The following is a 26,616-nucleotide window of genomic DNA, read 5'->3' as shown; positions in this document are numbered from 1 at the left end:
CTAGCCATCGTCGTTGGTGTTGTGACGCTTATCGTTCTTTGGACTGTGCGCCGAACCCGACGCAACGATGGCGGCGGCCGTTCGGGGGCACCCTCCTATTAGGTATCGGCATAGACTCATCCGAGCGATTATCAGATCCGGGGGATCAATGGGCACTTCGAGAGCACTTGCGTGCGAAATGTGCGGGCGGTCGACGTCGGACCATGACAGGGACGTCCGCTTCAGGCTCCCCGACCCGGTGCTCAACACTGAGGAGCAGCACCACGCCGAAGACAGCTGGCTGAGTAACCCGGACCCGAATCTTGCCACCCTCATGCAGATCCAAGGGATCAGCCCTTTCGTCCGGGCCCTGCTCCCCATCCAGCTGGAGGGAGGGCATACCCTCCGCTACGGCGTCTGGGTCGCGATCCACCCGGATGATCTTCAGCGGGCCGCGTCCGTGTGGAACGAGCCTGAGTACAGCGAGCTCAAGCTCACCGGGTTCCTGGCGAACCGGATCGAACCCTGGGGCGTGTTCGCCGTCCCGGTGGGCCTGGCCGTCCTGGACCCAGACCAGACGCCCTACTGCGTCAGCAGCCCAGACCAGGTCCTCAGCGACGTCCTCACCAAGGAATGGCCCCACAGCATTCTCGCCGCGTTGCCGTCGGCGTAGAGTCAGCGCAGGACTGCAACCGGGCGAGGGATGATCATGACAGTTAGAGGGTGGAACCCGCTGGTGCTCTTGCCTGTCGCGTTCATCGTCGTCTTCGTGGTTTGGGCCGGTCGGCGGGTCCGTTGCCGGAACTCGGGGGGCTAGAGGTCTTCTGGCCGGCTAAAAGCCTGGCGGGTCGAGGGCGTTGAGCCGGGAGCCCGACGAAAACACCGACTGCCGAAGGAACTGCCGACATCTGAAGAAGGCTCAAGAGCGCGAAGGCCAACAGGCTCGAGCAGATGAACGCCACAATCCCGGTGACAAGCGCACGGGCCTTGCCGCGGCAATCCCTTGCACAGTCGACTGAGAGCAATACTCAGGGCGGCCCGGTAGAATTTCGTCCCATCCTTTATCTCTTTCAGAGGTAACCGGGGCGAGCAGCGAAGGCAGACCGATGGACATTCCGACACCACCGACCTCGCAGCGGCGTTTGCCGCCGGACCACCTCCCTCGATCAGGCCGTCCGGACGCGGAACCGCCCAAGGTTGTAAGTTACCCGGTGCCCGAGGCCCTGGCGCCGCGAGTGCCTGCGTTGCCAAGGGTAAGCCCGCCTGTGGTGGAGCCAGATCAAGCCCAGCAGCCTGTCCCCCCGGTCCGTCAGCCAGGCAAGCGTCCTAAGCGAAAGTGGCGCCGCAAGGTCCTGCTTGCTCTGATCGCCCCGCTGGTTCTGGTCCAGATCATTGCCTTCATGTTCAGCATGGGCGTGACCCCGCCGCGCACCGCATACATGCTGGAGGCCGGCGAGCCCAACGCCTACCAGTTCGTCTCGATCAACCACATCAGCCGGCACCTGCTCGCGGCGACCGTCGCCCATGAAGACGAACAGCTCGGCACCCGCAGTGGAGCCTTCGACCTCGGCGACTTCCAGGCCAGGGCACAGGCGTACTTCCAGGGAAAGCCCGATCCCAGTGGCTCCACCATCCCCCAGCAACTCGTGAAGAACATCTTCCTCTGGGACGACCAGAGCGCCCCCCGAAAAGGGATTGAGGCCGTCCTGGCCACCCAATTCAGCTACACGTTGAGCCCCCAGCGGACTTTGGAGCTGTACCTGAACTATGCCCAGTTCGGTCCTCATTTGTATGGTGTCTGCGCCGCCAGCTGGTACTACTTTGGAATACCTCCGTGGAACATGTCGGACTACGAGTCTGCTCAACTGATGGGTGTCTTACCACTGCCGGATCTGGTCAAGCGGGACCCCAACGGGGGTATCTACTTGGGCGCCGGTGTCCACCCCGCCGTGTGGAACCTGGTGAACGGGGCCGCGAACGTCTGGGTTCCGCGGCAGATCGCCGGCCTGGGCGGATGGCAGTCGGCCGTCGCGACGGTCGGCATCACTGACACCGCCGACAGCCACGCTGATCGGCGCTCCGACGACGATGCGTGCTCGACGATGCCTGACAGCGTAAAGGAACGTATCCAGAGCGAAGCCGGCTAGGCCAGGTCCCGGTCAGGCGCCCGCACCCGGGGTGAAGTAATTGTGGACGTCCAGGTACTTCAGGGTAGGCGGCGACGGGATACCGACTTCGGCCGAGTAGGGGCCGATCTGGTCCTTTGCGAAAGCGTCGTAGAGATCCTTCGACTCCCATAGATCGGTGACAAGGATCCCGCCGTCGGTGGCGGCCACCCAGTGTCCCAGGGCGCCCGCCGGGCCGGGACCTCCCGGCGTGAGGCCCATCTTGGCTATGACTTGGTCGTATTGCTCCAGTGTGGCACCGGCAAATTCCATGATGACTGCGACGGCCATTGTCTTCTCCTCACAGGCGGCAGGCCGCAAGGCAACGGCCCGCGATTTGGTTTGATAGGGCACGGTCTACGCCGGAGCCAGGGGATCGTCAATACGCCGCGGATTAGGGCATTCTCAGCTCCGCGGACCGGCGCCGAAAGTGCAAACGATCCCGGCTTATGCGTCGTGGGCCCGGCCGTGCAGCTGTTCTTGCCTTTCGCAGTTTCGCTCCCAAACGAAGGCCCCGGCTGCAGCCGGGACGTACCGGCCAAATGTTCACCGCGCCACGGCATGCCGCCCTAGGAGTCCGTGGGTCAGCGGAGGGAGTACGCCGCGCTGGTCTTGGTAACGGTCGTGTAGCCGAACCGGGAGCCCGTGACGCGGACGGTGAGCTTGGTGCCCTTGTCGGCGGACCGGACCTTGTAGGTCGAATCCGTGGCTCCGGAGATCGGGACGCCGTTGCGCAGCCAGCGGTACGTGAAGGCAGTGCCCCAGGTCCAGGTGCCCCGCTTCACGGTCAGGACGTTCCCGGCCTTGAGGGTGCCGGCAATCGTCGGCGTGGCCGAGACCATGGGCAGACCCGCCACCCTCGCCGAAGCGGTGAGCGTCTGGTACTTGCCGCCCGACATAATCGGGGACACACTGACCGAGAGCTTCGTGCCGGCGTCGGCCCTCGTCAGGACGTAGCTCCAGCCGTAGGCCCCGGCGATCGGGACGCCGTCGCGCAGCCAGTGTACGTCCGCTTCGATCCGGTCATACCAGGGGTCGGGAGTCAGGGTCACCTTCGATCCGACGGTCAGGTTCCCGCGAATGGCCCGGGTCGACTCACGCGCGGTCACGGGCTTGGGTGCGGTGACTTTTATCCAGGCGGTCTTGTAGCCGGGAGCGGAGGCGGTCACGAGGACGGTGAGGATCCTGCCAACTTGGGGCGTGTCCGGGGTGAAAGTCGGGCTGCTGACCGGTTTCTCCCCGTCGGAGGAGAGCCAGTTGTAGGTGAACTTCAGCTTGTCGGAGGCAACGGACCAGGTGCCGGCCGTCACCTTCATCACAGAGCCGGTCACGGCGTCCCCGGTCACGACCGGCTTGGTGACGTTCGTCAACTGCTTCAGCTCCACCCCCGCGGCCGCCGGGACGGTCACCCGGTTGGAGTAGGGGTAGTAGCCGTTGTACGAAAGTTCGTCGGTCATCAGGACCAGGGTGTGGCCCTGATCCTGGGCCGTGATCTTGTATGTCAGCGCGGTGGCTCCGGGAATCGCGACGCCGTCGCGCAGCCACTTGTAGGTGTGCTTGCTCGGGCTGGAAGACCAGGGAACATCATCAGCGCCGGTGAGGACGTCCCCCAGGCCGGTGCCGCCGGTGACCACGGCGCCGGGGGGTTCGCTGTAGGGAGGAATGCTTTCCGGTATAGAAGTGGCGGTGGTCGGATGGAACCCGGGAGCGTGGCCGGTGACCCTGACGCTGAGCAGCGCCGTCGAACCCCAGCCCGTCGTGTCGAACTTTTGCGAGGTGGCACCCGGGATGGGCGTGCCGTTGCGAAACCACTGGTACTGGAGGTGGAGGTCCGGCGCGCCCCTAAAATCCGCCCCGGCGTACACGAGGCGGCCGGGCTCATCCGGGTTGGTGCTCGGTGTATCGAAACCAACGTGCCCCGCATAAACGACAGACGGGACGGCGCCGCCGGCGTTCGTGACAGGGGCGGTTATGACGGACTGCAGGGTCGTCTTTGCATAGCTCGGCGCTGCCGCCGTGGTCTTGACCCGGATGCCCTTGCCGAGGTCCGCCGTGGTGAGCAGGTAGGTGGGGCCGGTGGCGCCCGGGACTGGCACATCGTTGCGCAGCCACTGATGCGTGAGCGTGGCGTCCGCGGGGTCCCAGTCACCGTCAACAACGGTCAGGGTGCTGCCGACATGGAGGGCACCGCCGATGCCGGGGGATGCGTTTTTGCCGGGCACTACGGCCCCGCTGACCGGCACCGGGTACGGATGCCCGTCCGGTGCCGTGCAGAATCTGACGAAGTCGACGACCGGGCCGCAGGGATCGGCCGGTGCCGGCGGGATGGCATGCATTTCCTCATCGGCTTGGGCCGGAACGGCGAGACCCCCAAGCGAGAGCGCGACGAGTGCCCCGGCGATGCCGAGGCGGATGGTCTTGTTTTTCAATTGTTCCCCCAGTCTTTGAGCCGGTTCCCCGGCTCCCCCGCCGCCGAGCATAGTGCCAGACACCGCTGTGGGCAATGTTTGCCAAGGTCAGGGAGCAGTGGTGGGCGTAGCCTCGCCGGAAATAGGAAACGGCATCTGGTGCGATGCCAGGATCCATTGCCTCGCACCCGGCGAGGCGGTCGGTCAGGGGATGACAGGCGGTGCTCCTATGATTCATCCATGGGAACGCGCGAGCTTGCGGGCATTGCCGGTCCCCTGTACGCGTTGCCGTACGGGGACTTCGTGGCTGCACGCACGGCCGCGGCCAAAGACGTCGGCTCCATTGGCGTCAGCGCGGCAGAGCAGCGCGCCCTGGCGGCCGAGGTCCGGGCCCTGCCCAAGCCGTCTGTGGCGGCGTGGGCGGTGAACATGCTGGCGGTGCACAGCCCCGGAACCCTCCAGGAGCTGGCTGGGCTGGGGGCTTCGATGCAGGCCGCGCAGGCCGCCCTGGATGCAGCGGCACTCCGCATCCTCGCCCAGCAGCGGCGCGAGCTTCTCGCCGCCGCGGTAAAGACGGCACACGCCCTGGCCGCCCAGCAGGGACGCGCCATCAGCGTCACCGTGGCGACGGAAGTGGAGCAGACCCTGCGGGCCGCCACGGCCGACCCCGGCGCCGCAGCTGCCGTGCAGAGCGGGTGTCTGCTCCGGGCACTCTCGGCTGACGGGGTCGACGTCGTCGATCTCGCCGGCGCCGTGGCTGTCCCCGGAAGCCACGCCGCCGCGGTAACTCGCACTAGAACTGGCCCTAGAACTGACGCTGGAACAGTGAGAAAACCTGACGACGGCGGGACGGCCGGCCGCAGCGGGGCCGAACCGGCGGACCGGGCCGGACATCGCGGCGAGGCTGCTGGTGGAAAGTCAACGGAACAGCCCCGTCTCCGGGCGGTGGGAAAAACACAGGTGACGCCCACGCCGTCGGTTGTAGAACGGGCGCGGGCCGGCCTGGAAACGGCCGAGGAGGCTGCAGCAGAGGCCGACGACGACGCACGCCGCGCTGCGGCGGAACTGGCGGACGCGGCGGCGGAGTCCATCCGGCTGGCCGATGAAGTGCGCGAACTCAGGCGGCGCCTGGACGCGGCGGAAGCCGGGCTCAAGGGAGCGCGGAAGCGTCACGAGCTAGCGGCCGCCATGGCGCAGCAGGCGGCACGGGCCGCGGACCGGCAACGCCGCAAGGAGGTTCTGGCGCGGGAACGGGTGCTGCGGCTCGGCAACACGCCGGAGGCGTGAAGCATTACTGTCGGAGGTCGGTTGCACACTGGAAATATGGAGAACAACCAGAATTTCCAGAGTTTCGAACCGTATTTCAACGGCGCACAGGATGGCGGACTGTACTTCACGGTCACCTACCTGGACACCGACTGCGGCCGGATCCGCACCGAGAGCTTCGACGACGCCGGCGCCGCAGACCGCTTCGCCAGCCGGTGCATTGCGGACGAAGACGGCTGGGCCGTGATCGATGCCATCCCGGCGAACGAGCGCCGGGCCGCCGCCTGACTCCCTGAACAGCGTCCGGGCGCCTGTTGCGAGGCGGCGTCCGACAGACGCCTCTTTGGGCGTCATGGTCGCCGCGTATGGGGATGGGCCGGACGCACACAGGGCCTCCACCCCGTGCGGGGGTGAAGGCCCTGTGCGAACGCCGGCTGGCTCAGCCGGCCGCTACCGGTGACGCCGAACTGGTCATGAAGGCGGCAATGGAACCGCGCTGCCGGCGTCTTGGAATTGTTGCCTAGGCGAAGTCAGAGACGGCCGGGTCCGGGCCGATCCGTCCGGCATCCTCGGCCGAACGGTCCAGGCCGTTGATGGCCTGGATGTCGGTCTCGTCCAGGGTCACGTCCAGGGCCGCGTAGTTTTCGCGGATCCGGGACTCGGTCACCGACTTCGGGATGACCACGTTGCCGATGGCCAGGTGCCAGGCGATGACAACCTGGGCCGGGGTGGCACCGTGCTTGCTGGCGATCTGGGAAATGACCGGGCTCTCGAGGAGCTCGCCGCCCTGGCCCAGCGGCGACCAGGCCTGGGTGAGGATGCCCTTGGAAGCGTTGAATTCGCGCAGTTCAGCCTGGCTGAAGAACGGGTGCAGCTCGATCTGGTTGATGGCCGGAACCACGCCGGTCTCATCGATCAGGCRCTGCAGACCCTCCTTGGTGAAGTTGGAGACGCCAATGGTCTTGACCCGGCCCTGCTTCTGGAGCTCGACGAGGGCCTTCCAGGTGTCAACGTACTTGTCCTGCTTGGGCTGCATCCAGTGGATCAAGTACAGGTCCAGGGTCTCCAGGCCCAGGCGGTCCATGGATTCTTCGAACGCCTTCAGGGTGGATTCGTAGCCCTGGTCCGCGTTCCACAGCTTGGTGGTGATGAAAATTTCCTCGGGCTTGAGGCCGGAGCGCTCAATGGCGCGGCCCACGCCTGCTTCGTTGCCGTAGATCTTTGCCGTGTCGATGTGGCGGAAGCCGGCCTCAAACGCCTGGACAACCACCTTTTCGGCCACGTCGTCTTCAACCTGCCACACCCCATAGCCGAGCTGGGGGATGGTGTTGCCGTCATTGAAAGTCAGTTCCGGTGAAAAAGTCATATAAGTATCCTGCCAACATCGGCGCCGTCCGGCCAGCGTCCGGGCGAAGCTAAGCTAGGCGCTTAACCGGGAATACCGGGAAGTATCTGGAATGCAGCGCCAATGCCGCCGGCACCTGCAATGCCGGAGCAGCCATCACCGGCGCGGTGATGTGCGGTCCGCCCGCTCAGGTGGGTGTCGGACCGCCGCCGGCAGCCTCCGCAAGCCGCCTCTCGGCGTCGTGGACCTGCTCTACAACGGCCTCAGCGCGCCGCCGCACGGATGCGGCACCGGCCGGGACGGGCCCAACGGCGAGGCGGAGCATCGCGGCCGCCTCGGCGGTCATGGCGAGGGAATTGCCTGCCGTCGACAGGGCCCGGTGGACACCTGCCAGCGGGCCGGGGATGTCCAATCCGTTGCTGGGAAACCGCCGCTGGGCCTCCGCGCAGACCTGCCGCACGCGGGGCGCGAGCGCCGAGAGCTCGTTGGCGATGTCGACGAGCTCTCCGTAAAGCTCCTCGTCCTCGAACCCCTCGAGGACCTGGTGGTAGCGGTCGAGTCCGCGGTTGAACCGGTCATGGGCGCGCCGCCAAAGCCCTTTGCCAAGTTCGACGTCGTCCCTGCGGCCTTGCCGAGCTGCGCTGAAGAAGCCCAAAGTCGCGCTAAAGATACTGGCCCGGACCGTGGTCCGGGTCCGCGGGTTCGGGCGGCTCCGAGGGTCCTGCGCCGCGACGCGGCGCTGCCGCCCGGACCGGTTCGCCGTTTTCCCCGATGATGACGCCGGGTGCGATCACTGTTCCGGGCGGCAGCTGGCGCAGCTGCATCTGGGCGTAGGTATGCTCCCTGGCGGCGTGCTGCGCCGCGATGGCCGTCTGGATGCCGTGGAAGAGTCCCTCGAGCCAGCCGACCAGCTGGGCTTGGGCTATCCTCAGTTCCGCGTCGGAGGGGGTGGCGTTCTCCGGAAAGGGAAGGTTGATCCGTTCGAGCTCCTCAACGAGCTCCGGGGCCAGTCCGTCCTCGAGTTCCTTGATGGAACGGTCGTGGATTTCAGCCAGCCGTACGCGGGCCGCGTCGTCCAGGGGTGCGGACTTCACTTCGTCAAGCAACTGCTTGACCATCGTGCCGATCCGCATGACCTTCGCGGGTTGGTCCACGAGGTCCTGAAGTTCGCTTCCCCGAGGCGGCCTGGGCCGGGAACCGGCTCCACCGGCGGCCACTGCAGCGGGTGATGCCACGGGCTCTCCGGCCAGCGGCAGGGTGTCGTCCACGGGCGTGCCCTCGACGGGCACGTCGTCGGCAGTTTGGGCGCCGGACTGAGTGTCGTGCTGATCGCTCATGGCTTCATACTCTCACGCGCCGGGCGACGCGGACCCGGCGTCCGCCGGAAGCGGAGAGGCCGGCGTCGGGCACCCTTGTGCCCGACGTCGTCCCTCCCGTTGTGCCCGACGTCGTCCCTCCCCCTATGCCCGCCCAACAGCACCGCTCAGCAACACCGCCCTTGCGGGTTGGTGTCCTGCCGGTCGGTCCGGTCACGCCAGAACTCCCGCTCCGTCAGGGTCGGGCTGGTGTGTCCGGAGGCCTCGTGGTGCTGCAGGTATTTCTTGTAGGCATCGGCGCCCAGGACTCCGCTGAGGTACCCGGCAAATCCGCGGAATCCGGCGAGTACCGCGTTCATGTCCGGCCCCGCATCAGTGGTGTCCGGACTTTTCGAGCCGTTCGCGGGCCGGGAGCCTGTTCCACTCGGTCATGAGTTCGCGTTCCGCTGCTGTGGGAACAAACCCTGCCGGGGCGAAGACGCGGGAGGCCCGGGCGGGGTCTTCGTGCTCGGAGTTGGGGAGCCCCGCGGCGGTGTTCTGCAGGGCCTTGATGGTCGCCATGACCGCTGTGATGATGACGATGATGCTCAGCACCACGAAGATGATGGACAGCCACCCCTGGATCATGGTGTTGCGGACCACGGCCTCCATGGCGGCCTGTGTCTTGGCCGTTCCGAAGGAGGTCTTGCCGTCCGCCAGAGCCTTGGCGAAAGCTGCGTTGTTGGCGAAGTAGCCCACCGCCGGAACCGGCGAGAAGATCTTGTAGAAGCTCGCCGTGATGGTCACCACGGCGGCGAACGCCAGGGGCACGGCCGCGATCCACAGGTACTTCCGGGCGGTGCGTTTGGCGGCAATGGCCAGGCAGACCGAGAGGGCGATGGCCGCGAGCAGCTGGTTGGCGATGCCGAACAGCGGGAACAGCGTGTTGATACCGCCCAGCGGGTCGGTGACGCCCATGATCAGGACCGCGCCCCAGGCCGCCACCATGACGGCGGTGCAGAGCCAGGCACCCGGACGCCAGGAATGTTCCTTGAACTTCGGGACGAAGTTGCCGATCGAGTCCTGCAGCATGAAACGGGCAACCCGGGTGCCGGCGTCGACGGCTGTGAGGATGAAGAGAGCCTCGAACATGATGGCGAAGTGGTACCAGAAGGCCATCATCGCGGTGCCGCCGATGAACTGCTGCATGATGTGGGCCAGACCGACCGCGAGGGTGGGCGCGCCGCCCGAGCGGGACACGATACTTTGCTCCCCCACGTCCTTGGCCGTCTGCGCGAGATCTCCGGCGGTGATGTTGACCCCGGACAGGCCCAGGCTGTTGACCCACGCGGCCGCGGTCTCGACGGTCCCGCCGGTCAGCGCCACGGGGGCGTTCATGGCGAAGTAGATGCCGCGGTCAATGGAGATTGCCGCCACGAGGGCCATGATGGCCACGAAGGATTCCATGAGCATGCCACCGTAGCCGATCAGGCGGGTCTGGCGTTCCTTCTCGATCAGTTTCGGCGTGGTGCCGGAGGCGATCAGGGCGTGGAACCCGGACAAGGCGCCGCACGCGATCGTGACAAACAGGAACGGGAACAGGGCGCCGGAGAAGACCGGACCGTTGTCCCGGCCGGCGAACTCGCTGAACGCCGGCACAGTGATCTCGGGGCGGACCACAATGATGGCCAGGGCCAGCATCACGATCACGCCGATCTTCATGAACGTGGAGAGGTAGTCGCGGGGGGCCAGCAACAGCCAGACGGGGAGGATCGCCGCGATAAAGCCGTAGATGATGAGGCCCCACGCGATGGTGACCTTGTCCAGGTGGAAGAACGCGGCACCCCATTCGGTCCCTGCCACGGCACCGCCACCGACGATGGCGGCCATGAGCAGCACGAAGCCGATGAGCGAGACCTCCATGACCTTGCCCGGCCTGATGTAGCGCAGGTACACGCCCATGAAGAGGGCGATCGGGATGGTCATGCCTACCGAGAAGACGCCCCACGGGCTTTCGCCGAGGGCGTTGACCACCACCAGGGCCAGGATGGCGACGATGATCACCATGATGAGCAGCGTCGCGATGAGGGCGGCGGTGCCGCCGATCACGCCGAGTTCCTCGCGGGCCATCTGGCCCAGGGAACGGCCGCCGCGGCGCATGGAGAAGAACAGGACGAGATAGTCCTGGACGGCGCCGGCAAGGACGACGCCGATGATGATCCAGATCGTGCCGGGCAGGTAGCCCATCTGAGCGGCGATGACCGGGCCTACCAGGGGTCCGGCGCCGGCGATGGCGGCGAAGTGGTGGCCGAACAGGACGTTGCGGTCCGTGCGGACATAGTCCTTTCCGTCAGCCTTGTACTCGGCCGGGGTGGCACGGCGGTCGTTGGGTTTGAGCAGGTAGCGCTCAATGACCTTGGAGTAGAAGCGGTAGCCGATCAGGTACGTGCAGACCGAGGCGAACACAAACCAGATGGCGTTGACGGTCTCGCCACGGACGATCGCCAGCATGAACCAGGCGACGCCGCCCAGCAGCGCGATGGCCGCCCACAGCCCGATCTTGGCGGGCGTCCAGGTGCGGTCCTCGGCCTCGCGGACCGACTCGTCCACCGATGTCGGCGGCAGTGACGGGTCCGGCTCGATCCCGTCCTCAAGTTGTGCGGTCGCGTGCATCCCGCTGTGCGTACTGTCGTTGGTGCTGTCGCGTTGTGTGCCATCTGGCATTGTGCCCATGTCTCCTCCTCGAGAAACCCAGCCGGGCAGCCCACCGGTACAGAACTGCCCCACGCACCCTACCAATGCGGCCGCGAGCTGAAGGCGGGTCGTGCGCCAGGCGGCGGGGATGGCGCGACGAGCGGTCGGCCGGCTACCTCTGGAGGTTGCTGAGCTGCATCATGCGGGCCTCGCAGAGGTCCAGCCAGCGCACTTCGGCCTCGGTCTGGAAGATGAGCGAGTCCAGTACCAGGAGCCTGGCGGTGTCGGCGGGGCGCTGGAGCGAGGCCGTGTCGCGGCGCGACTTGGTGTACTCCTGCAGTGCACGGACGGAGACGGCCCGCTGGGCCTGGATGATGGCGCCGACGTCGGTCCCGGGAATCGTGAGGCCGAGGGCGAGCTTGATGGCCAGCTCATTCCGGGGCGGAATCGTGCGGGACACGGGGGCCGCGAACCAGTCGCTGACTTCAGCCTGGCCGGCCGGGGTGATGCTGTAGATGACGTGCCCGTCGCCGTCGCCACCGTCATTGCGGACCAGACCGTCGCGTTCCAGCCGGTCAAGGGTGGTGTAGACCTGCCCGATGTTCAGCGGCCAGGAGGACCCGGTGCGGTCCTCGAATTCGGTCCTGAGCTGATAGCCATAGCGCGGGCGGTCCTGCAGGAGGGCGAGGAGACTGTGGCGGATTGACATGGGGTACTCCCGGAGGTCAGGAAACCACACAGCATACACGCGCCCCAAGACGCGTGTATACCGCGTATAGACCAAACCTACCGTGGTTGCCGCCCCTGCCGCAAAACAGTGCATGCTCCGGACGGAATAAGTCGCCCGTGGCCTGCGGTTTAAGGCATTTTTGGTGCCGGGGCGGCTGCTACATGACCAGCAGAACCTTGCCCACGTGGTCACCGGAATCGAAGTAGGTGTGCGCGGCGGCGACCTGGTCCAGCGGGAAGGTCTTGGCCACGAGGGGCCTAATCCTGCCGTCGGTCAGCATCGGCCACACGGCGTCGCGGACAGCGTTCATGATCACGGTCTTTTCCTCCACCGGGCGCGGACGCAGCGCGGTGGCGATGATGGCGCCCCGTTTCCGCAGCAGCTGTCCCAGGTCCAGTTCCGCCCTGGCGCCGCCCTGCAGCCCAATGACCACAAGGCGCCCGTAGTCGGCGAGCGCATCGATGTTCTGCTCGAGGTACTTGGCCCCCACGACGTCGAGGATGACGTCCGCGCCTTTCCCGCCGTTCTGGGCGCGAAGGCTCGCCGGGAACTCTTCCTCCGTGTAGTTGATGGCGATGTCCGCACCGAGGAAGGCCCGGGCGGTGCCGACCTTCTCCGCGTTGCCGGCGGTGGTGGCCACCCGGGCGCCAACGGCCTTGGCCAGCTGGATGGCCATGGTGCCGATGCCGCCCGTGGCCCCATGGATCAGGACCGTTTCGCCCGGCTGCAGCTGCGCCGTCATGATCAGGTTGGAATAGACGGTCGCCGCAACCTCGGGGAGCGATGCCGCTGTGACCAGGTCCACGCCGTCGGGGATGCGCAGAACCTGCCCCGCGGGCACGGCCACCTGCTGGGCGTAGCCGCCGCCGGCGAGCAACGCCACCACCTTGTCCCCCACGGAGAACGCCTTGGTCACGCCAGGGCCGAAGCCGGCAATCCTGCCAGAGACTTCCAGCCCGGGGATCTCGGAGGCACCCGGGGGCGGCGGGTAGAACCCCCTGCGCTGCTGAACGTCCGCACGGTTGAGGCCCGCGGCCACGACGTCGATCAGCACCTCGCCGGGCCCGGCCACCGGGGCCTGGACCTCCCGGACTTCCAGGACCTCGGGTCCGCCGGGCTCTGAGATGTAGACAGCCTTCATGGAGTACTCCCGATTCCTAACTGGCTCCGCGCACGTTCGCCGCGGTCACCAGGTCCTATCAACACTCCCCAGAATATGGCGGGGAGTTGCACGCGGCCGCAATTGCAGCGTGTTTTTGTGGCAACCGACCGCCTATGAAAGACTACTCGTTAGGGAAGGTTGTCCGAGCGGCCGATGGAGCTGGTCTTGAAAACCAGTGTGCGGTGACCCCGTACCAAGAGTTCGAATCTCTTACCTTCCGCAGACAATGCCCCCGATTCCTGCACCTGGTGCCGGAACCGGGGGCATTTTTGCGCTGCGGCCCGATAATCTGCCTTGCGCCACATTGTTACCGCCGGTCGCCTTGCTTTCCGCAAGATCAGCGCATTCTTAGCGCTCACTTAGCATCCTGGCGCATAAATGGCAAAACGGTCCGGTACGATCAGCCTCGTGAAGAAGACCACCACCAGCATCACCAGCATCTTTGGCCTCAGCCTGGCACTCGCGTTGGGCGCCACGGCGGTGGCTCCGGCGGCCAACGCGGCGACTCAGACGACCGCGCCCCGCCCCGGAGGCATGGGGGCCGCTGCGCTCAGCGTTCCCATGACCAAAGCCACCTACAACGCAGCCCTCATCATCCTCGTGGGCGAGTACCAAGCTGCAGCCCAACGCTTCGTGGACGACCAGGCCAGCGAATACGCCTACCAGCGGAACCTGCGGCCCGCTTTGGACGAAGCCCTCGACGCCAAACGAACGGACCTCAACGCTAAGGACGCGGCCTACGATAAGGCCGTCGCCGCGCTCATCAAAGCCAATAGCATGGAACGGCCTGCTCTCGATAAGGCCCTCGACGCGGAAGCGGCAGCCTACGCCTTGAAGGCCGCAGCGAACTCGAAAGCCCTGAACGACCTCGCCACGGCCCAGGACAAGAAGCGCCCCGCCCTGGACAAGGCCATCGCAGCCGAACAAGCTGCCTTCGATCGTAAGACCACGGCCTACACCAAAGGCGTCGCCGATCTAGCCGCCGCGAACAGCCTCACGAGGCCGGCGCTCGACCACGCCATCGCCAACGAAAATGCCAACTACGCCGCCAAAAGGGCTGCCTACGACGCCGCGGTGGCGAAGGCAAAGGCAGCGCGCGCCGCGAAGCAGATCGCCTATGCCAGGGACTACGCCGCGGCGAAGACCACAGAGGCCAAGGACGCTCTGCGCGCGACGTACACGAAAGCCGTCGCCGCCTATGAAGCCGAACTCGCCGCCCTGAAAACGGCCTACGCGAAAGAAGCCCCCGCCAGGGATGCACGTATCCAAGCGCTCCGGGACGGGTACACCAAGTCCCAGGCCGACTACATCGCAGCCAAAGCCCAGCTGAAGGCAAAATACGACAGTGCGTACCGGGCCAAGAACGACCGCATCGAAGCCCTCAGCCAGGCGTACGACCAGTCCAAGGTCGACTACGAAAAAGCCCGGAGTCGGCTCAAGGCTGCCTACGCGAAAGAAGCACCGGCCCGGGACGCGCGCATTGCGGCGCTCAAGGACGGATACACAAAATCACAGGCGGACTACACCATCAAGCGCGCCCAACTCGCGGACACCCACGCCAAAGCCGTAGCCGACTATAAGAGAAGCACGGCCGAACTGCGTACCGAATACGCCCGGACAGTAGCAGGCAACGAAACCCGGCTCGAAGCCACCCGCATCACTTTCGCAGCAGCAGGCACCAAGTACGCCAACGCCCTGAAGGCGCTGCGCGCAAGCTACCCAGTATAGAGACGCTGAAACCTGATGCGAATGGGCTCCCGAACACGGGGGCCAAGGACAGAATGCCCCACGACCTCATGAAGGAACAGATGGAACGCCGAGAATTTCTCACACTCCCGCTGGCTGCCCTGGCAGTCCCCGGACTGATGGCAGCCGGTGCCGGGTCGGCTCACGCCGCAACCACCCCGGCCCGGGCGCTCAAAGGCGCATCCAACGGCGGTAGTGATGCCCTGTCCTTCCGGCAGATCAAGGGCCTCAATGCGGACTGGTACTACACCTGGCAGTCCACACGGACCTACACCGGCACGCCCTTCGTTCCAATGATCAAAGACGGCAGAAGGCTGCTCGAAATGGATGCGCTCGGCTTTGTGAACCGGGAATTGTCGCAGACGAAAACCAAGAACCTCCTCGGCTTCAACGAACCGGACCACCCGCTGCAGGCCAACATGTCCGTCGATGAGGCCGTTCGGCTCTGGCCGCTGCTGCAGACCACCGGGCTTCGGTTGGGATCTCCGGCCACTGTAGGCCCAACGAGCCCCTGGCTGGAGCAGTTCATGCTTAGGGCCAAGCGGGAGAACCTGCGCGTCGACTTCATGACCATGCACTGCTACGCATGGCCGCATTCAGACAGTTTCCTCAGAAAAGTCACGGCGTTGCATGAGAAGTATCAACGGCCTATCTGGGTTACGGAATACGCGGTGGCGGACTGGAACGCCACCAAGACAAGCCCCAGCATCTACACCCGCCCGATGGTCGAGAAGTTCATGCGTGAAACCATCGTAGGCATGCGCAAGATGCCGTACGTGGAACGGTTCGCGTGGAAGAACCGCCCCATCGACGATCCCATCATGGGCACCTCGGCCATGTTCAACCGGGACGGCTCGATGACCTCAACAGGCAAGCTCTACGCATCGCTCTAAACGCACGCTGTGGCGAGTGGTCCCATTGAAACTGTCCGAGCCCCGTCATAGTCTCTCTGTGTCACCACCCCAGTCTCCAATCAACCACAGTCTCCAATCAAACAAAGTCTCCAATCAAACACAGAGTCCGGCGGCCGCGCCCTACATAGCGGGGCCGCCACAGAGAGCAGGAGCTCCCATGCCTACACCTGACCACTCCAACGGCGCACCGTGCTGGATCGACCTCATGACCTCCGATGCCGAGAAGGCCAAGTCGTTCTACGGTGCACTGTTTGGCTGGACGTACCAGACCGGCGATGAAGAGAAATACGGCGGCTACATCACGGCCTGGAAGGACGGCAAATCTGTGGCCGGCCTGATGCAGAAGCAGGAGGATCAGGGTGCGTGGCCGGACATGTGGTCCACATACCTGCGCTCAGAGGATGCCGCGGCCACCGTCAAGGCCGCGACAGAGCACGGCGGCCAGGTCTACATGGAGCCCATGGATGTCCCGGAACAGGGCAGCATGGCCATGATCGCCGATGCCACTGGCGCGTCGGTCGGCGTGTGGCAGCCGGCCGAAATGAAGGGCTATGAGCTGGCGGCCGAGCCCGGCGCCCCGGCCTGGCACGAGCTCCACACCAAGGATTACGCCACCGCCGTCAAGTTCTACCAGGACGTTTTCGGCTGGGACACCGATGTCATGAGCGACACCCCGGAATTCCGCTACACCACACTGGGTGCCGGGCCGGCCGCCAAGGCCGGGATCATGGACGCTTCGGCCTACCTCCCGGCCGAGGTCCCGTCCAACTGGCAGGTCTACTTCGCCGTTGAGGATGCCGACGCCACGATCGAGAAGGCAGTGTCCCTCGGTGCCAAGGTGATCGACGGCCCTGACGACACTCCGTTCGGCAGGCTCGCCACGCTGGCCGACCCCACGGGCGCGATGTTCAAGATTGTGGCCGACACAGGCCAGGGAGCTCAGCCCGCCGCCGACGCATAACCGGCCAGGGCCACAAGCCCTGCTCCGCTAATTCCAAAAATTGTTGTAGAAAATACCGGCCAGACCCTTCCACAAGGGCTACTGGCCGGTATTCTGCTGTGGAGCGTCCGGTGGAGGCACCCGGACACCACTCACCCGCATCACCAGTCACCGTTGCCCGGGGCTCTCGAGCCGCTCCGGGATGGCTGCGGCACGTCTCGCTGGGGGACGTCCCGCCGAATGCACGTTTAATCCACACGTTGTTCATTCACCCCTGTTTGGATGGGCCCGGCGCGACTTGACCAGGAGTTCAGGCCGGCCACTGTCCGCTGAACCCGCGGACGCACTGCACCCTGCCCTTTACCCGGGGCACCCTAATGAGAGTTAGAGCGGATGAAACCAACACCCTGGATAACAGCACTGGGCACAGCCCTGTCGGCGGCGCTCATAGCGGCTCCGCTGGCGGCCGTGCCGGCCAATGCCACAGACGCCTCGCCGGCCGCGGCCGGAACCTCGCCGGTGGTCATCAACGAGGCCTACATCAGCGGCGGAAGCTCCGGCGCGGCCTTCAAGAACAAGTTCGTCGAGCTCTACAACGGTTCTGACGCACCCGTCTCGCTGGAGGGCTGGTCGCTCCAGTACCGCTCGGCCTCGGGTGCGGGGGCGCCGAGCTCCGTTGCAGCCCTGTCCGGCAGCATCCCCGCTAAGGGCTACTACCTGCTCAAGGGCGGCAGCAACGGCACGGCCGGCGCCGACCTTCCCGCCGCGGACGCCACCGCCGCCGGCTTCAACCCGGCCGGCGCCGGCGGCACAATCGTGCTGGCCAAGCAGGCCGCCGCCCTCAACCCGCTGCAGACAGGCTCGGTCATTGAACCGGCCAACGTCGCGGACCTGCTCGGCTACGGCACGTCCAACACGTTCGAGGCCCAGGCCGCCGCCGCGCCGTCGGGCAACACCGACGTCAGGAGCCTGAACCGCACCAAGGGTGCGGACACCAACAACAACTCCGCAGACCTCACACTCAACGCGGCCATCACCCCGAAGACCGCCAACGGTGCCGCGGATCCCGGCCCTGTGGACCCGCCGGTGGACCCGGGCCCCGGCACGCCCCCGGCCAGCAAGAACATCGCCGAAATCCAGGGCAACGGCGCCGCAAGCCCGCTGGCCGGATCATCGGTGACTACGCGCGGCAGGGTCACGGCGACGTTCCCCACCGGCGGCTTCGCCGGCTACTACATCCAGACTCCCGGCACGGGCGGCGACCTCACCCCGGCCAACCACGCGGCGTCGGACGCTGTGTTCGTCTACTCGCCGTCCACGGTCGACTCCGTCAGGATCGGCGACTACGTCGAACTCACCGGCGCCGTCAGCGAATTCTTCGGCATGACCCAGCTGAACGTCGCTGCGGCCGCCGATCTGAAGAAGCTCACCGAGGCCGCGCCCGAGGTCAAGGCCACCGGCTTCGCCCTCCCCGCCGACGAGGCCTTCCGTGAGTCCCTCGAAGGCATGCTGCTTACCCCGCAGGGCCCGGTCACCGTGGCGGACAACTTCTCGCTGAACCAGTACGGCGAGATCGGCCTGGCCGGCGGCACCACCGCGCTGGAGCAGCCCACCGCCGTCGCACCGTTCGGTTCCGCCGAATACACCGCCACGGCAGCGGCGAACGCCGCCCGCGGCATCAAGCTCGACGACGGCGCCACCACGAACTTCCTCAAGGACTCCGCCACCAAAGCCCAGGTGCTCCCGTACCTGGGCACGGCGGACCCCGTACGGGTCGGCTCACCGGTGACGTTCAAAACGAACGTAGTGCTCAGCTACGCGAACAACGCCTGGAAGTTCCAGCCCCTAACCCAGCTGACCGCCGCCAACGCGGACACCGTGCAGCCGGCAAGGTTCGGTGCCACCCGCGCGGACGCCCCCACCGCCGTGGGCGGCAACCTCAAACTGGCCTCCTTCAACGTGCTCAACTACTTCCCCACCACGGGCGACCAGATTCCGGGCTGCACGTTCTACCCGGACCGGGACGGCAACCCCATCACCGTCAAGGGCGGCTGCGACGTCCGCGGCGCCGCGAACGCGGAAAACCTCAAGCGGCAGCAGGACAAGATCGTCGCCGCCATCTCCAAGTCCGGGGCCGACGTCGTCACACTGATGGAGGTCGAGAACTCGGCCCAGTTCGGAAAGACCCGGGACGACGCCCTCGCCAAGCTGGTGGATGCGCTGAACATCGCCACCCCCGGGATCTGGGACTACGTCCGCACACCGGCCAACGCGCCCCCGCTGGCCGACGAGGACATGATCCGGACCGCTTTCATCTTCAAGAAGGCCGCCGCCGAACCAGTCGGCGAATCCATCATCCACAACGACACGGTCGCCTTCGCCAGCGCCCGCAAGCCGATGGCCCAGGTCTTCAAGCCCGTGGGCGCCTCCGATGACAAGAAGTTCATCGCGATCGCCAACCACTTCAAGTCCAAGGGCTCCGCCGCCACGCCGGATGACACCGACAAGGGCCAGGGCGCCTCGAACCTGGCCCGCACCGCCCAGGCCAAGTCACTGCTGGCGTTCTCGGACGAACTGCAGAAGTCCAAGGGCACGGACAAGGTCTTCCTGATCGGCGACTTCAACTCCTACGCCAAGGAGGACCCGCTCAACGTCCTCACGGGCGCCGGGTACGTCAACCAGGATGAGAAGGCCAAGAACGCGGACGGTTCCGCCAAGCATTCCTACCTCTTCGGCGGCCTTGTGGGCTCGCTGGACCACATCCTCGCCTCGCCGGCGGCCAACGCCGCTGTCACCGGCGCGGACATTTGGAACATCAACTCCGTGGAATCCGTGGCGCTGGAGTACAGCCGCTACAACAACAACGTCACCGACTATTACGCTGCGGACCAGTTCCGGGCGAGCGACCATGATCCGGTGGTGGTGGGCCTGAACTTGCCCGTCACTCCGGCCAGCGTGGAACTGAATTTCCTGGGCATCAACGACTTCCACGGCCGCATCGATTCCAACACCGTGTTCTTCGCGGGGACCATCGAGAAGCTGCGGGCGGCCGCCGCTCCGGGCGCCACGGCGTTTATTTCGGCCGGCGACAACATCGGCGCCTCACTGTTCGCCTCCGCCATGGCCAAGGATCAGCCGACCATCGACGTGCTGAACGCCTTGGAGCTGCGCACCTCCGCGCTGGGCAACCACGAGTTCGACGGCGGCTGGGCTGACCTGCGCGACCGCGTCACGGCGGGCGGGACCAACGCCAAGTTCCCGTACCTGGGCGCCAACGTCTACACGAAGGGCACCACCACACCGGTCCTGCCCGAGTACACGGTCCTGGACATGAACGGTGTGAAGGTGGCCGTGATCGGCACCGTCACGCAGGAAGTGCCCTCCCTGGTCACGCCCTCGGGCATCGCGGACCTTGAGTTCGGTGACCCTGTCGACGCCATCAACCGGGTCGCGGCGAAGATCAAGGCGGACAAGCTCGCCGACGTCATCATTGTGGAGAACCACGACGGCGCCGGATCCGGCGCGCCCGACGGCGCCACGTTGGAGCAGGAGATCGCTGCCGGCGGCCCCTTCGCCAAGATGGTCCAGAAGGTCACCCCTGATGTTGCCGCGATCTTCAACGGCCACACGCACAAGCAGTACTCCTGGGACGCCCCGGTCCTGGATCCGGCAGGCCAGCCCACCGGCAAGACCCGCCCGATCGTCCAGACCGGAAACTACGGCGAGTTCATCGGCCAGATCCAGCTGACCATCGACACCAAGACCATGTCCGTGACCGGCTACAAGGCCGGCAACGTCCAGCGCACCACGAGTGCCGCGCAGCCCGCGGCCGATCTGGTGGCGCAGTACCCCCGGGTCGCGGCCGTCAAGACCATCGTGGACAAGGCCCTGGCCGACGCCGCCGTGGTCGGCAACCAGCCGGTCGGCAAGGTCACGGCGGACATCACGACGGCGTTCGCCGGCTCCCCGTCCGTGCGCGATGACCGGTCCAGCGAGTCCACCCTCGGCAACCTTGTGGCGGACTCCCTGGTGGATGCGCTGAAGGCGCCGGACCTCGGCGCCGCCGAAATCGGCGTCGTCAATCCGGGCGGCCTGCGCAACGAGCTGTACTACGCGCCCGACGGCACCATCACCTACGCCGAGGCCAACGCGGTGCTGCCGTTCGTGAACAATCTGTGGACCACGTCCCTCACGGGTGCGCAGTTCAAGACGCTGCTGGAGCAGCAGTGGCAGACCAACCCGGACGGCACGGTTCCCAGCCGTGCGTACCAGCAGCTGGGCCTGTCCAAGAACGTGAACTACACCTACGACGCCGCCCGCGCCGCCGGTGACCGGATCACCTCGATCCGGGTCAACGGTGCAGTGATCGACCCGGCGAAGTCCTACCGGATCGGGACGTTCAACTTCCTGGCCACCGGTGGTGACAACTTCCGCGTCTTCAAGGAAGGCACAGGCACCAAGGACTCCGGGCTCGTGGACCGCGACGCGTGGATCAAGTACCTGCAGGCCCACAACCCCGTCTCGCCCGATTTCGCACGCCGCTCGGTGGCCGTTGTGAACACGACGGCGACCGAGGTCAAGGGCGGGGAATCCATGAACCTGGCCGTCTCGAAGCTGGACCTGACCTCGCTGGGCAGCCCGGTGAACGCCACCCTGCGCGCCGAGTTCGCCGATGCCGCGGGTAAGGTCACGTCCCTCGGCACGGTTCCGGTGACCGCCGGGGCCGCCACGGTGAGCGTGTTGGTTCCCGCCGGAGCCGCCGCCGGCAATGGCATGCTGGTGCTCACCGCCGTCGAATCCGGCACGGTGGTGAAGGCGGAGGTGAAGGTCGCGGCCAGCACGCCCGTCCCGCCGAAGTGCACGGCTCCGGTTCCGCCGAAGAAGTGGTACGACGTCTTCGGTTGGATCAGGTACTCGATCGCGTGGATCCAGTACCAGAAGTGCCTCAAGGGCTGACGCCGTAGCCCGGACGTTCTAGTCCCCCACCACTGGACATGCCCTCCCCTGGCCCGCAGCATTGGACATAAGCACCACCAGTCCACCGCCCGGCCCCACGGGAGGGCATGTCCATCCTTCCGGGACGCGCGGGCCACGGCACATGCCCATTGTTCAGAGACTAGTGACCAGAGACGGGCGGAGCGGGGGCGGGTTAGCTGGCCAGGATGTCGCGGGCGATCTCGTCGGCGTCGCGCAGGGTCCGCTGGCCGCTGCGGTAGACGGGGCCCGACTTCGGCAGGGCCTCGGCGGCGATTGCTGTGCCCCATTGCGTGGCGGAGAGCTGGAGCCCGAGCACATAAAGTCCCCTGGTCACGGACCCGTTGGCCCCCAGTGGACGATACGGATGGGCGATGACGTCCAGCCCGGAGGTCTGCACCGGGGTCCCCTCCACGGTCATCATGAGGCGCGGCCGCACCAGCCCTTCGGCGAGAAGCTGTTCCAGCAGGGGCGAGGAGTTGACGGCCACACGGTTGGCCGGTGCCAGCGCCTCGATCATCGCTGCCGCGGACACGGCACCCGGCACGGCATTCTCCGTCCGTGCCCTCGCCGGTCCGGCGCCCCGCGCACCGGCGCTAAGGATGCCGGCGCTAAGTATGCCGGCGCCGCCCACGGCCCCGCTCCCAACGGCCCCAGCGGCGCCCGCGGCGCCCGCGGCAACCGCACTCACAGCAGGACTCCCGGAGCCCACACCCACAGCGCCCACGCCAACGGAGTCCCGTCCCGCACCATACGTGCCGGCATCCTCCGACTCTTCGCCGGCGTTTCCCTCGGCTCCGCCGCCCACCCAGGGCGATGCAGCGGTGAACTTCCGGGCCCGGCGATCCACGCCAAACTTGGGGTCCGGGCCCACGAAACGCACGACCCCCGCCCGAGCCAGCGCCGCGAGCTGGGCAGAACGCAGCGCCGGCGGGCCGCTCGCCAGGCCCTCCACGAAGGATTCGAACCAGCCGCGGAGGCCCGCGACCCAGGATTCGTCCGTGATGCCGCTGTCGGCCACAGCGGTCTTGAGCACGGCCCGGCCGTGGTGCAGGGCGCCGATCGCCATCTTCACGGGGTCGTCCTCGCCGAGTGCCGAGCGCCGCGCGTCGTCGAGCAGGTAGTCCACGACGGCGGCGTCCAGTTCAGCACGGGAGCCAAACGAACGCCCGGCCAGGGGCGCCGCGAGGCCGGGCAGGTCCAGGCGGCTGGTGTGCCGGACATGGACGGCGATCACCGAATCCGCGGCGGTTTCCCACTTTCCGGTTGAATGCGCGTGCGGCCGAAGGGACTCTTCCAGGGCGCGCAGGAACTCGGACGGGCCGGTCAGGATGGCATCGGGCTGCGAGTACGCGAGCGTGGAGTAGTAGGCCCAGATCGCGTCCCGGTGCAGGAGCGGCCAGAGGTCGTGGTCGAATGACGGCCTGATTCCGGAGTCGGCGAACTTTGCGATCGCCTGCTCGGTGCAGTACCGCAGCTGGACCGCGCCGGGATAGTAGCCGGTGAGGGTCGCCTTCGCCCGGTAGGGGGTCCCGCGGCGTGAGGCGGCGATGATTAGTGGTTCGCGGCCGGACGGCTCATACGTCAGTTCACCGCTGCTTTCGCCGGCAAGGAACCGGCCGCCGCGCCCCTCCGTCAGTTGTCCCATCACGTCGAAGAAGTTCAGGCCCATGCCGCGCACCAGGACAGGCTTTCCGGCCGGCACCACGGACCAGTCGACGTCGGCCGGCGCCGCCGGCGGCACGTAGAGGAGCCCGAGTTCCTCCGCGGCGGTGCGCAGCTCCCGCTGTTCGGCGTTCAACCGCGCGTCGAGATGGCCCATGGCCAGCACCACGGAGTCGACGGTAAGCACCGTGCGGTCCTCGAGGACGACGTCGAACCGCACCGAACTTTCCCCCGGGACCCCCTGCTCGGCCGCCTGGTCAGCAGGCTCCGCAGCGGAGTGGCGGACGGAAGCCGCCGTCGCCAGGTGGAAGTCCACGGTGACGCCCGCCGGCAGCACGGTGAGCAGCTCTTCGAGCGTGGACCGGAGGTAGCGGCCATACAGGGCCCGGCTGGGGAAGTCTGTCTCGCCGAGCCGGGACACCTCGGTCCGCTCCTCGTCAGTGAGCGAGGGCTGCGGATTGTACTGCTGGACTTCGCGCCACTGGTCGAACGTGCGCCCGGCCAGCGGCGGGGCGAGCTCCSGGCCCTCGGGGATGACCGTGGGATAGAAGGATTGCGTGTTCATCAGGTACAGCCGCGACTGTCCGGGCTGCCAGACATGCCCGGGGCCCGCCGGGTACGGGTCGATCACGTCGATGTGCAGGGTTCCCGCGGAGCCGGCGGAGACCCAGTTGGCGAGCAGCCGTTCCAGCACGCTCGTGCCCCGGGGACCGGCGCCTATCACTGCCGTCCGGATGCTTCGCGATATGCCCACGGCATCCAGAGTATCGGCAACCCGGCCGCCGGTTTGACGCCCGCCTGACTTGCCACTGCCGCACCGATGTTCTTGGATTGAAAAATGACCACCACAGAAGCTGATCACCCGTCCGCGTCCGGCCACGCCACCGGCGCCCTCCCTACTGGAGGGATTTCCCCCGAACCTGTTGACGAGAACATCTGGCTGGAGGACATCTACGGCCAGGAACAGCTGGCATGGGTCCGTGAACAGAATGCCCGCACCGAGGAGCTCCTCGAGGATGCGGAGTACGCCGACCTGGAAGGCCGAATCCTGGAGGTCCTCGACTCCACCGACCGGATCCCCATGGTGGGCAAGCACGGCGAGTGGTATTACAACTTTTGGAAGGACCGCGAGAACCCCAAGGGCCTGTGGCGGCGCACCAGCTGGGACAGCTACCGGGCCGGGACCCCCGCGTGGGATGTGCTGCTCGATGTCGACGCCCTCGCCGCCGCCGAGGGCCACGACTGGGTCTTCCACGGCGCCAACTTCCTCCGCCCGGCCCCGGGCGAACCCCACCGCAGGGCCCTGCTGGCCTTCTCCCCCGACGGCGGTGACGCCAACCGCCACCGGGAGTTCGACGTCGAGGCGCGCAGCTTCGTGGACCCGGCCGACGGCGGCTTCGACCTCCCGACCGGCAAGGGCAACGCCTCCTGGCTGGACGCAGACACCCTGCTGGTCGCCACCACCGCGCAGGACCTGCCGCGGACCACCTCGTCCTATGCCCGGACCGGGGTGAAGCTGCGCCGCGGAGATTCCCTGGCGCAGGCCGAGCAGCTGTTCGACATTCCCGAGGACCACATGATGGCGATCGTGGCGCACGACTCCACTCCGGGCTTCGAACGCACCTTTGCCGTCGACTGGATCAGCTTCTTCGAGAAGAACACTTCCGTACTGCGCGACGGCGAATGGGTGCAGTTGGACGTGCCCGCAGACGTGAACCTGAGCTCGCACCGCGAATGGCTGCTGTTCCGTCCGCAGCGCGACTGGACCGTCAACGGCACCATCCACCCGGCCGGTTCCCTGCTCGCGGCCGGGTTCGATGACTTCCTGGCCGGCTCCCGGGACCTCGCCGTGCTTTTCACCCCCGATCCGCACACTTCCCTGCAGTCCTGGAGCTGGACGCGGGACTTCCTGCTGCTGAACCTGCTCCGGGACGTGTCCTCGGAAATCCACGTTCTGGATCCGCGCCGCCCCGGAAAGGACGCCGCGTGGGGGGCCACGGTGCTGGACGCCTGCCCGCCCCTGCACGACGTCAACGCTTTCGCGGTGGATGACGAGGACGACGCCGAAGGCTCGGACGACGACGGAACCGGCGGCGCCGCCTCGGTGGCCGAGGGCGAGGCGCCGGGCGCGGGGAACGACTTCTGGCTCGTGGCCACCGGCTTCACAACGCCCACCACCCTGACCCGCGGGACACTCGCCCGCACCGCTGACTCCGGGGCTGGCGTGACCAGCACGCACGAGGTGATCCGGACCGCGCCGTCGTTCTTCAACGAGGCCGACTACGAAGTCCAGCAGCACTTCGCGGTGTCCAGCGACGGCACCAAGGTTCCGTACTTCCAGGTGGCCGCCAAGGACCTGGTGCTGGACGGCCAGAACCCGACGCAGCTGTCCGGCTACGGCGGCTTCGAGATTTCCCGGACCCCGGCGTACAGCGGCTCGATCGGCCGGGCGTGGCTGGAGCGTCGCACGGCGGAGTCCGGCGGGGCCGAGGGTGAGACCCCGCACCGCCGCGGCGGCGTCTACGTGGTGGCGAACATCCGCGGCGGCGGCGAGTACGGGCCGGCCTGGCACCGGGCCGCGCTGCAGGGCAACCGCCACCGCGCGTACGAGGACTTCGCCGCCGTGGCGAAGGACCTGATCTCCCGCGGCGTCACATCCCGGGAGCGGCTCGGCTGCGTCGGCGGCTCCAACGGCGGGCTGCTGGTGGGCAACATGCTCACCCAGTACCCGGAACTGTTCGGCGCCGTGTCCTGCGGGGTTCCGCTCCTGGACATGCGCCGGTACACCAAACTCTCCGCGGGCTATTCCTGGATTGGCGAATACGGCGACCCCGATGTCCCCGAGCAGTGGGAGTTCCTGAGGACGTTCTCGCCCTACCACCTGCTCAGGGACGGCGTGGACTACCCGGAGACATTCATCTGGACAGCGACCTCGGATGACCGGGTGGGCCCGGTCCAGGCCCGGAAGATGGCAGCCCGCATGCAGGCCATGGGGATCCCCAACGTCTGGTTCCACGAGGCCCTCGAGGGCGGCCACGCCGGCGCCTCGGACAACCGGCAGGCGGCGGCCCTGCAGAGCCGCAGCCAGCACTTCCTGTGGCGTGCCCTGGCCGGCCGGGAGGACTGATCCCAAACTCCTGACGGCGCCCGGCAACACGGGGTCACTTCCGGTCCATGGAGGTCCCGCAGAATCATACGGTCGTTGCAACATCTGATTTTTGGAGGTTGCCATGCCGAGTGGTTATCGGGCGCCCGATGCGCTGAAGGATGAGTTCTTTTCACTTCTGCGGCAGGGGATGGCGGTCACGCAAGCCTCTGCCCGGATTGGGGTGT

19 protein-coding genes and 1 tRNA gene are annotated in these 26,616 nt (G+C 66.8%); 10 read left to right on the top strand and 10 right to left on the bottom strand.

The genetic code is table 11. The features are described 5' to 3' along the window. Positions 1 to 67: 67 nt before the first annotated feature. Together AB4089_RS20230 and AB4089_RS20225 are read left to right on the top strand one after the other, a co-directional pair. Positions 68 to 652, top strand: a complete 585-nt coding sequence (locus AB4089_RS20230; protein WP_441411063.1) for a DUF2199 domain-containing protein — start codon at positions 68 to 70, stop codon at positions 650 to 652. 592 nt (positions 653 to 1,244) lie between these two features. Continuing rightward, positions 1,245 to 2,126, top strand: a complete 882-nt coding sequence (locus AB4089_RS20225; protein WP_441411062.1) for a biosynthetic peptidoglycan transglycosylase — start codon at positions 1,245 to 1,247, stop codon at positions 2,124 to 2,126. A gap of 12 nt (positions 2,127 to 2,138) precedes the next feature. Here the strand turns inward: AB4089_RS20225 and AB4089_RS20220 are convergent, their stop codons facing one another. Together AB4089_RS20220 and AB4089_RS20215 are read right to left on the bottom strand one after the other, a co-directional pair. Beyond that, positions 2,139 to 2,435, bottom strand: coding sequence for a hypothetical protein (locus AB4089_RS20220; RefSeq protein ID WP_441411061.1), 297 nt, complete (start codon positions 2,433 to 2,435; stop codon positions 2,139 to 2,141). Between the two features lie 293 nt (positions 2,436 to 2,728). Then, positions 2,729 to 4,573: a hypothetical protein gene (locus AB4089_RS20215; protein ID WP_441411060.1), complete on the bottom strand. Its 1,845-nt coding sequence runs from the start codon at positions 4,571 to 4,573 to the stop codon at positions 2,729 to 2,731. Between the two features lie 219 nt (positions 4,574 to 4,792). Here AB4089_RS20215 and AB4089_RS20210 point away from each other — a divergent pair, with 219 nt between their 5' ends. Beyond that, positions 4,793 to 5,839, top strand: a complete 1,047-nt coding sequence (locus AB4089_RS20210; protein WP_441411059.1) for a hypothetical protein — start codon at positions 4,793 to 4,795, stop codon at positions 5,837 to 5,839. A gap of 36 nt (positions 5,840 to 5,875) precedes the next feature. Next, positions 5,876 to 6,106: a hypothetical protein gene (locus tag AB4089_RS20205; protein ID WP_441411058.1), complete on the top strand. Its 231-nt coding sequence runs from the start codon at positions 5,876 to 5,878 to the stop codon at positions 6,104 to 6,106. Positions 6,107 to 6,338: 232 nt separating this feature from the next. Here AB4089_RS20205 and AB4089_RS20200 read toward each other — a convergent pair whose 3' ends face one another. From AB4089_RS20200 to AB4089_RS20170, 7 genes are all read right to left on the bottom strand, one after another. Beyond that, positions 6,339 to 7,184, bottom strand: coding sequence for an aldo/keto reductase (locus AB4089_RS20200; RefSeq protein ID WP_441411057.1), 846 nt, complete (start codon positions 7,182 to 7,184; stop codon positions 6,339 to 6,341). A gap of 166 nt (positions 7,185 to 7,350) precedes the next feature. Next, on the bottom strand, positions 7,351 to 7,818 hold the full coding sequence (locus tag AB4089_RS20195; RefSeq protein ID WP_441411056.1) for a hypothetical protein: 468 nt from the start codon (positions 7,816 to 7,818) through the stop codon (positions 7,351 to 7,353). Between the two features lie 7 nt (positions 7,819 to 7,825). Beyond that, complete coding sequence (locus tag AB4089_RS20190) at positions 7,826 to 8,500, bottom strand: bacterial proteasome activator family protein (RefSeq protein WP_441411055.1); 675 nt, start codon at positions 8,498 to 8,500, stop codon at positions 7,826 to 7,828. A 146-nt stretch (positions 8,501 to 8,646) separates the two neighbouring features. Further along, complete coding sequence (locus AB4089_RS20185; protein ID WP_441411054.1) at positions 8,647 to 8,838, bottom strand: YbdD/YjiX family protein; 192 nt, start codon at positions 8,836 to 8,838, stop codon at positions 8,647 to 8,649. Positions 8,839 to 8,851: 13 nt separating this feature from the next. Then, positions 8,852 to 11,131 (bottom strand): carbon starvation CstA family protein, encoded by a 2,280-nt coding sequence (locus AB4089_RS20180; protein WP_441411088.1) that lies wholly within the window; start codon positions 11,129 to 11,131, stop codon positions 8,852 to 8,854. A gap of 193 nt (positions 11,132 to 11,324) precedes the next feature. Further along, positions 11,325 to 11,861, bottom strand: coding sequence for a PadR family transcriptional regulator (locus AB4089_RS20175; RefSeq protein ID WP_441411053.1), 537 nt, complete (start codon positions 11,859 to 11,861; stop codon positions 11,325 to 11,327). A 178-nt stretch (positions 11,862 to 12,039) separates the two neighbouring features. After that, positions 12,040 to 13,023 carry an NAD(P)H-quinone oxidoreductase gene (locus tag AB4089_RS20170; RefSeq protein ID WP_441411052.1) on the bottom strand — a complete coding sequence of 328 codons (984 nt, stop codon included), beginning with the start codon at positions 13,021 to 13,023 and terminating at the stop codon, positions 12,040 to 12,042. 153 nt (positions 13,024 to 13,176) lie between these two features. On the opposite strand from AB4089_RS20170, the gene AB4089_RS20165 reads away from it, so the two are divergent. The 5 genes from AB4089_RS20165 to AB4089_RS20145 all read left to right on the top strand — a co-directional run bounded on the left by AB4089_RS20165 (position 13,177) and on the right by AB4089_RS20145 (position 21,600). Continuing rightward, positions 13,177 to 13,264: transfer RNA gene (locus AB4089_RS20165), tRNA-Ser, on the top strand. A 188-nt stretch (positions 13,265 to 13,452) separates the two neighbouring features. After that, positions 13,453 to 14,772, top strand: a complete 1,320-nt coding sequence (locus tag AB4089_RS20160; RefSeq protein WP_441411051.1) for a hypothetical protein — start codon at positions 13,453 to 13,455, stop codon at positions 14,770 to 14,772. A 53-nt stretch (positions 14,773 to 14,825) separates the two neighbouring features. Further along, the gene (locus AB4089_RS20155) at positions 14,826 to 15,683 is read left to right on the top strand and encodes a glycosyl hydrolase (RefSeq protein WP_441411050.1); all 858 of its coding nucleotides are present in this window, start codon (positions 14,826 to 14,828) and stop codon (positions 15,681 to 15,683) included. 178 nt (positions 15,684 to 15,861) lie between these two features. Next, positions 15,862 to 16,665: a VOC family protein gene (locus tag AB4089_RS20150; RefSeq protein WP_441411049.1), complete on the top strand. Its 804-nt coding sequence runs from the start codon at positions 15,862 to 15,864 to the stop codon at positions 16,663 to 16,665. A 372-nt stretch (positions 16,666 to 17,037) separates the two neighbouring features. Then, a complete protein-coding gene (locus AB4089_RS20145) occupies positions 17,038 to 21,600 on the top strand; it encodes an ExeM/NucH family extracellular endonuclease (protein WP_441411048.1) in 4,563 nt (1,520 codons plus the stop codon). Between the two features lie 193 nt (positions 21,601 to 21,793). Here the strand turns inward: AB4089_RS20145 and AB4089_RS20140 are convergent, their stop codons facing one another. Further along, on the bottom strand, positions 21,794 to 24,037 hold the full coding sequence (locus AB4089_RS20140) for an FAD/NAD(P)-binding protein (protein ID WP_441411047.1): 2,244 nt from the start codon (positions 24,035 to 24,037) through the stop codon (positions 21,794 to 21,796). Positions 24,038 to 24,121: 84 nt separating this feature from the next. On the opposite strand from AB4089_RS20140, the gene AB4089_RS20135 reads away from it, so the two are divergent. Continuing rightward, positions 24,122 to 26,410 (top strand): prolyl oligopeptidase family serine peptidase, encoded by a 2,289-nt coding sequence (locus AB4089_RS20135; protein WP_441411046.1) that lies wholly within the window; start codon positions 24,122 to 24,124, stop codon positions 26,408 to 26,410. Positions 26,411 to 26,616 lie beyond the last annotated feature (206 nt).

Origin of the sequence: Arthrobacter sp. 2MCAF15 (assembly GCF_052115605.1) — a bacterium.
Lineage (GTDB): Bacteria > Actinomycetota > Actinomycetes > Actinomycetales > Micrococcaceae > Arthrobacter.
This window is presented reverse-complemented; position numbering and strand designations above follow the sequence as displayed.

Bases quoted from the DNA above. Each gene is read 5' to 3' on its own strand.
- AB4089_RS20230 (WP_441411063.1), top strand. From the start codon at position 68: ATGGCGGCGGCCGTTCGGGGGCACCCTCCTATTAGGTATCGGCATAGA.
- AB4089_RS20220 (WP_441411061.1), bottom strand. From the start codon at position 2,435: ATGGCCGTCGCAGTCATCATGGAATTTGCCGGTGCCACACTGGAGCAA.
- AB4089_RS20210 (WP_441411059.1), top strand. From the start codon at position 4,793: ATGGGAACGCGCGAGCTTGCGGGCATTGCCGGTCCCCTGTACGCGTTG.
- AB4089_RS20205 (WP_441411058.1), top strand. From the start codon at position 5,876: ATGGAGAACAACCAGAATTTCCAGAGTTTCGAACCGTATTTCAACGGC.
- AB4089_RS20190 (WP_441411055.1), bottom strand. From the start codon at position 8,500: ATGAGCGATCAGCACGACACTCAGTCCGGCGCCCAAACTGCCGACGAC.
- AB4089_RS20185 (WP_441411054.1), bottom strand. From the start codon at position 8,838: ATGAACGCGGTACTCGCCGGATTCCGCGGATTTGCCGGGTACCTCAGC.
- AB4089_RS20180 (WP_441411088.1), bottom strand. From the start codon at position 11,131: ATGCACGCGACCGCACAACTTGAGGACGGGATCGAGCCGGACCCGTCA.
- AB4089_RS20175 (WP_441411053.1), bottom strand. From the start codon at position 11,861: ATGTCAATCCGCCACAGTCTCCTCGCCCTCCTGCAGGACCGCCCGCGC.
- AB4089_RS20170 (WP_441411052.1), bottom strand. From the start codon at position 13,023: ATGAAGGCTGTCTACATCTCAGAGCCCGGCGGACCCGAGGTCCTGGAA.
- AB4089_RS20155 (WP_441411050.1), top strand. From the start codon at position 14,826: ATGCCCCACGACCTCATGAAGGAACAGATGGAACGCCGAGAATTTCTC.
- AB4089_RS20150 (WP_441411049.1), top strand. From the start codon at position 15,862: ATGCCTACACCTGACCACTCCAACGGCGCACCGTGCTGGATCGACCTC.
- AB4089_RS20145 (WP_441411048.1), top strand. From the start codon at position 17,038: ATGAAACCAACACCCTGGATAACAGCACTGGGCACAGCCCTGTCGGCG.
- AB4089_RS20135 (WP_441411046.1), top strand. From the start codon at position 24,122: ATGACCACCACAGAAGCTGATCACCCGTCCGCGTCCGGCCACGCCACC.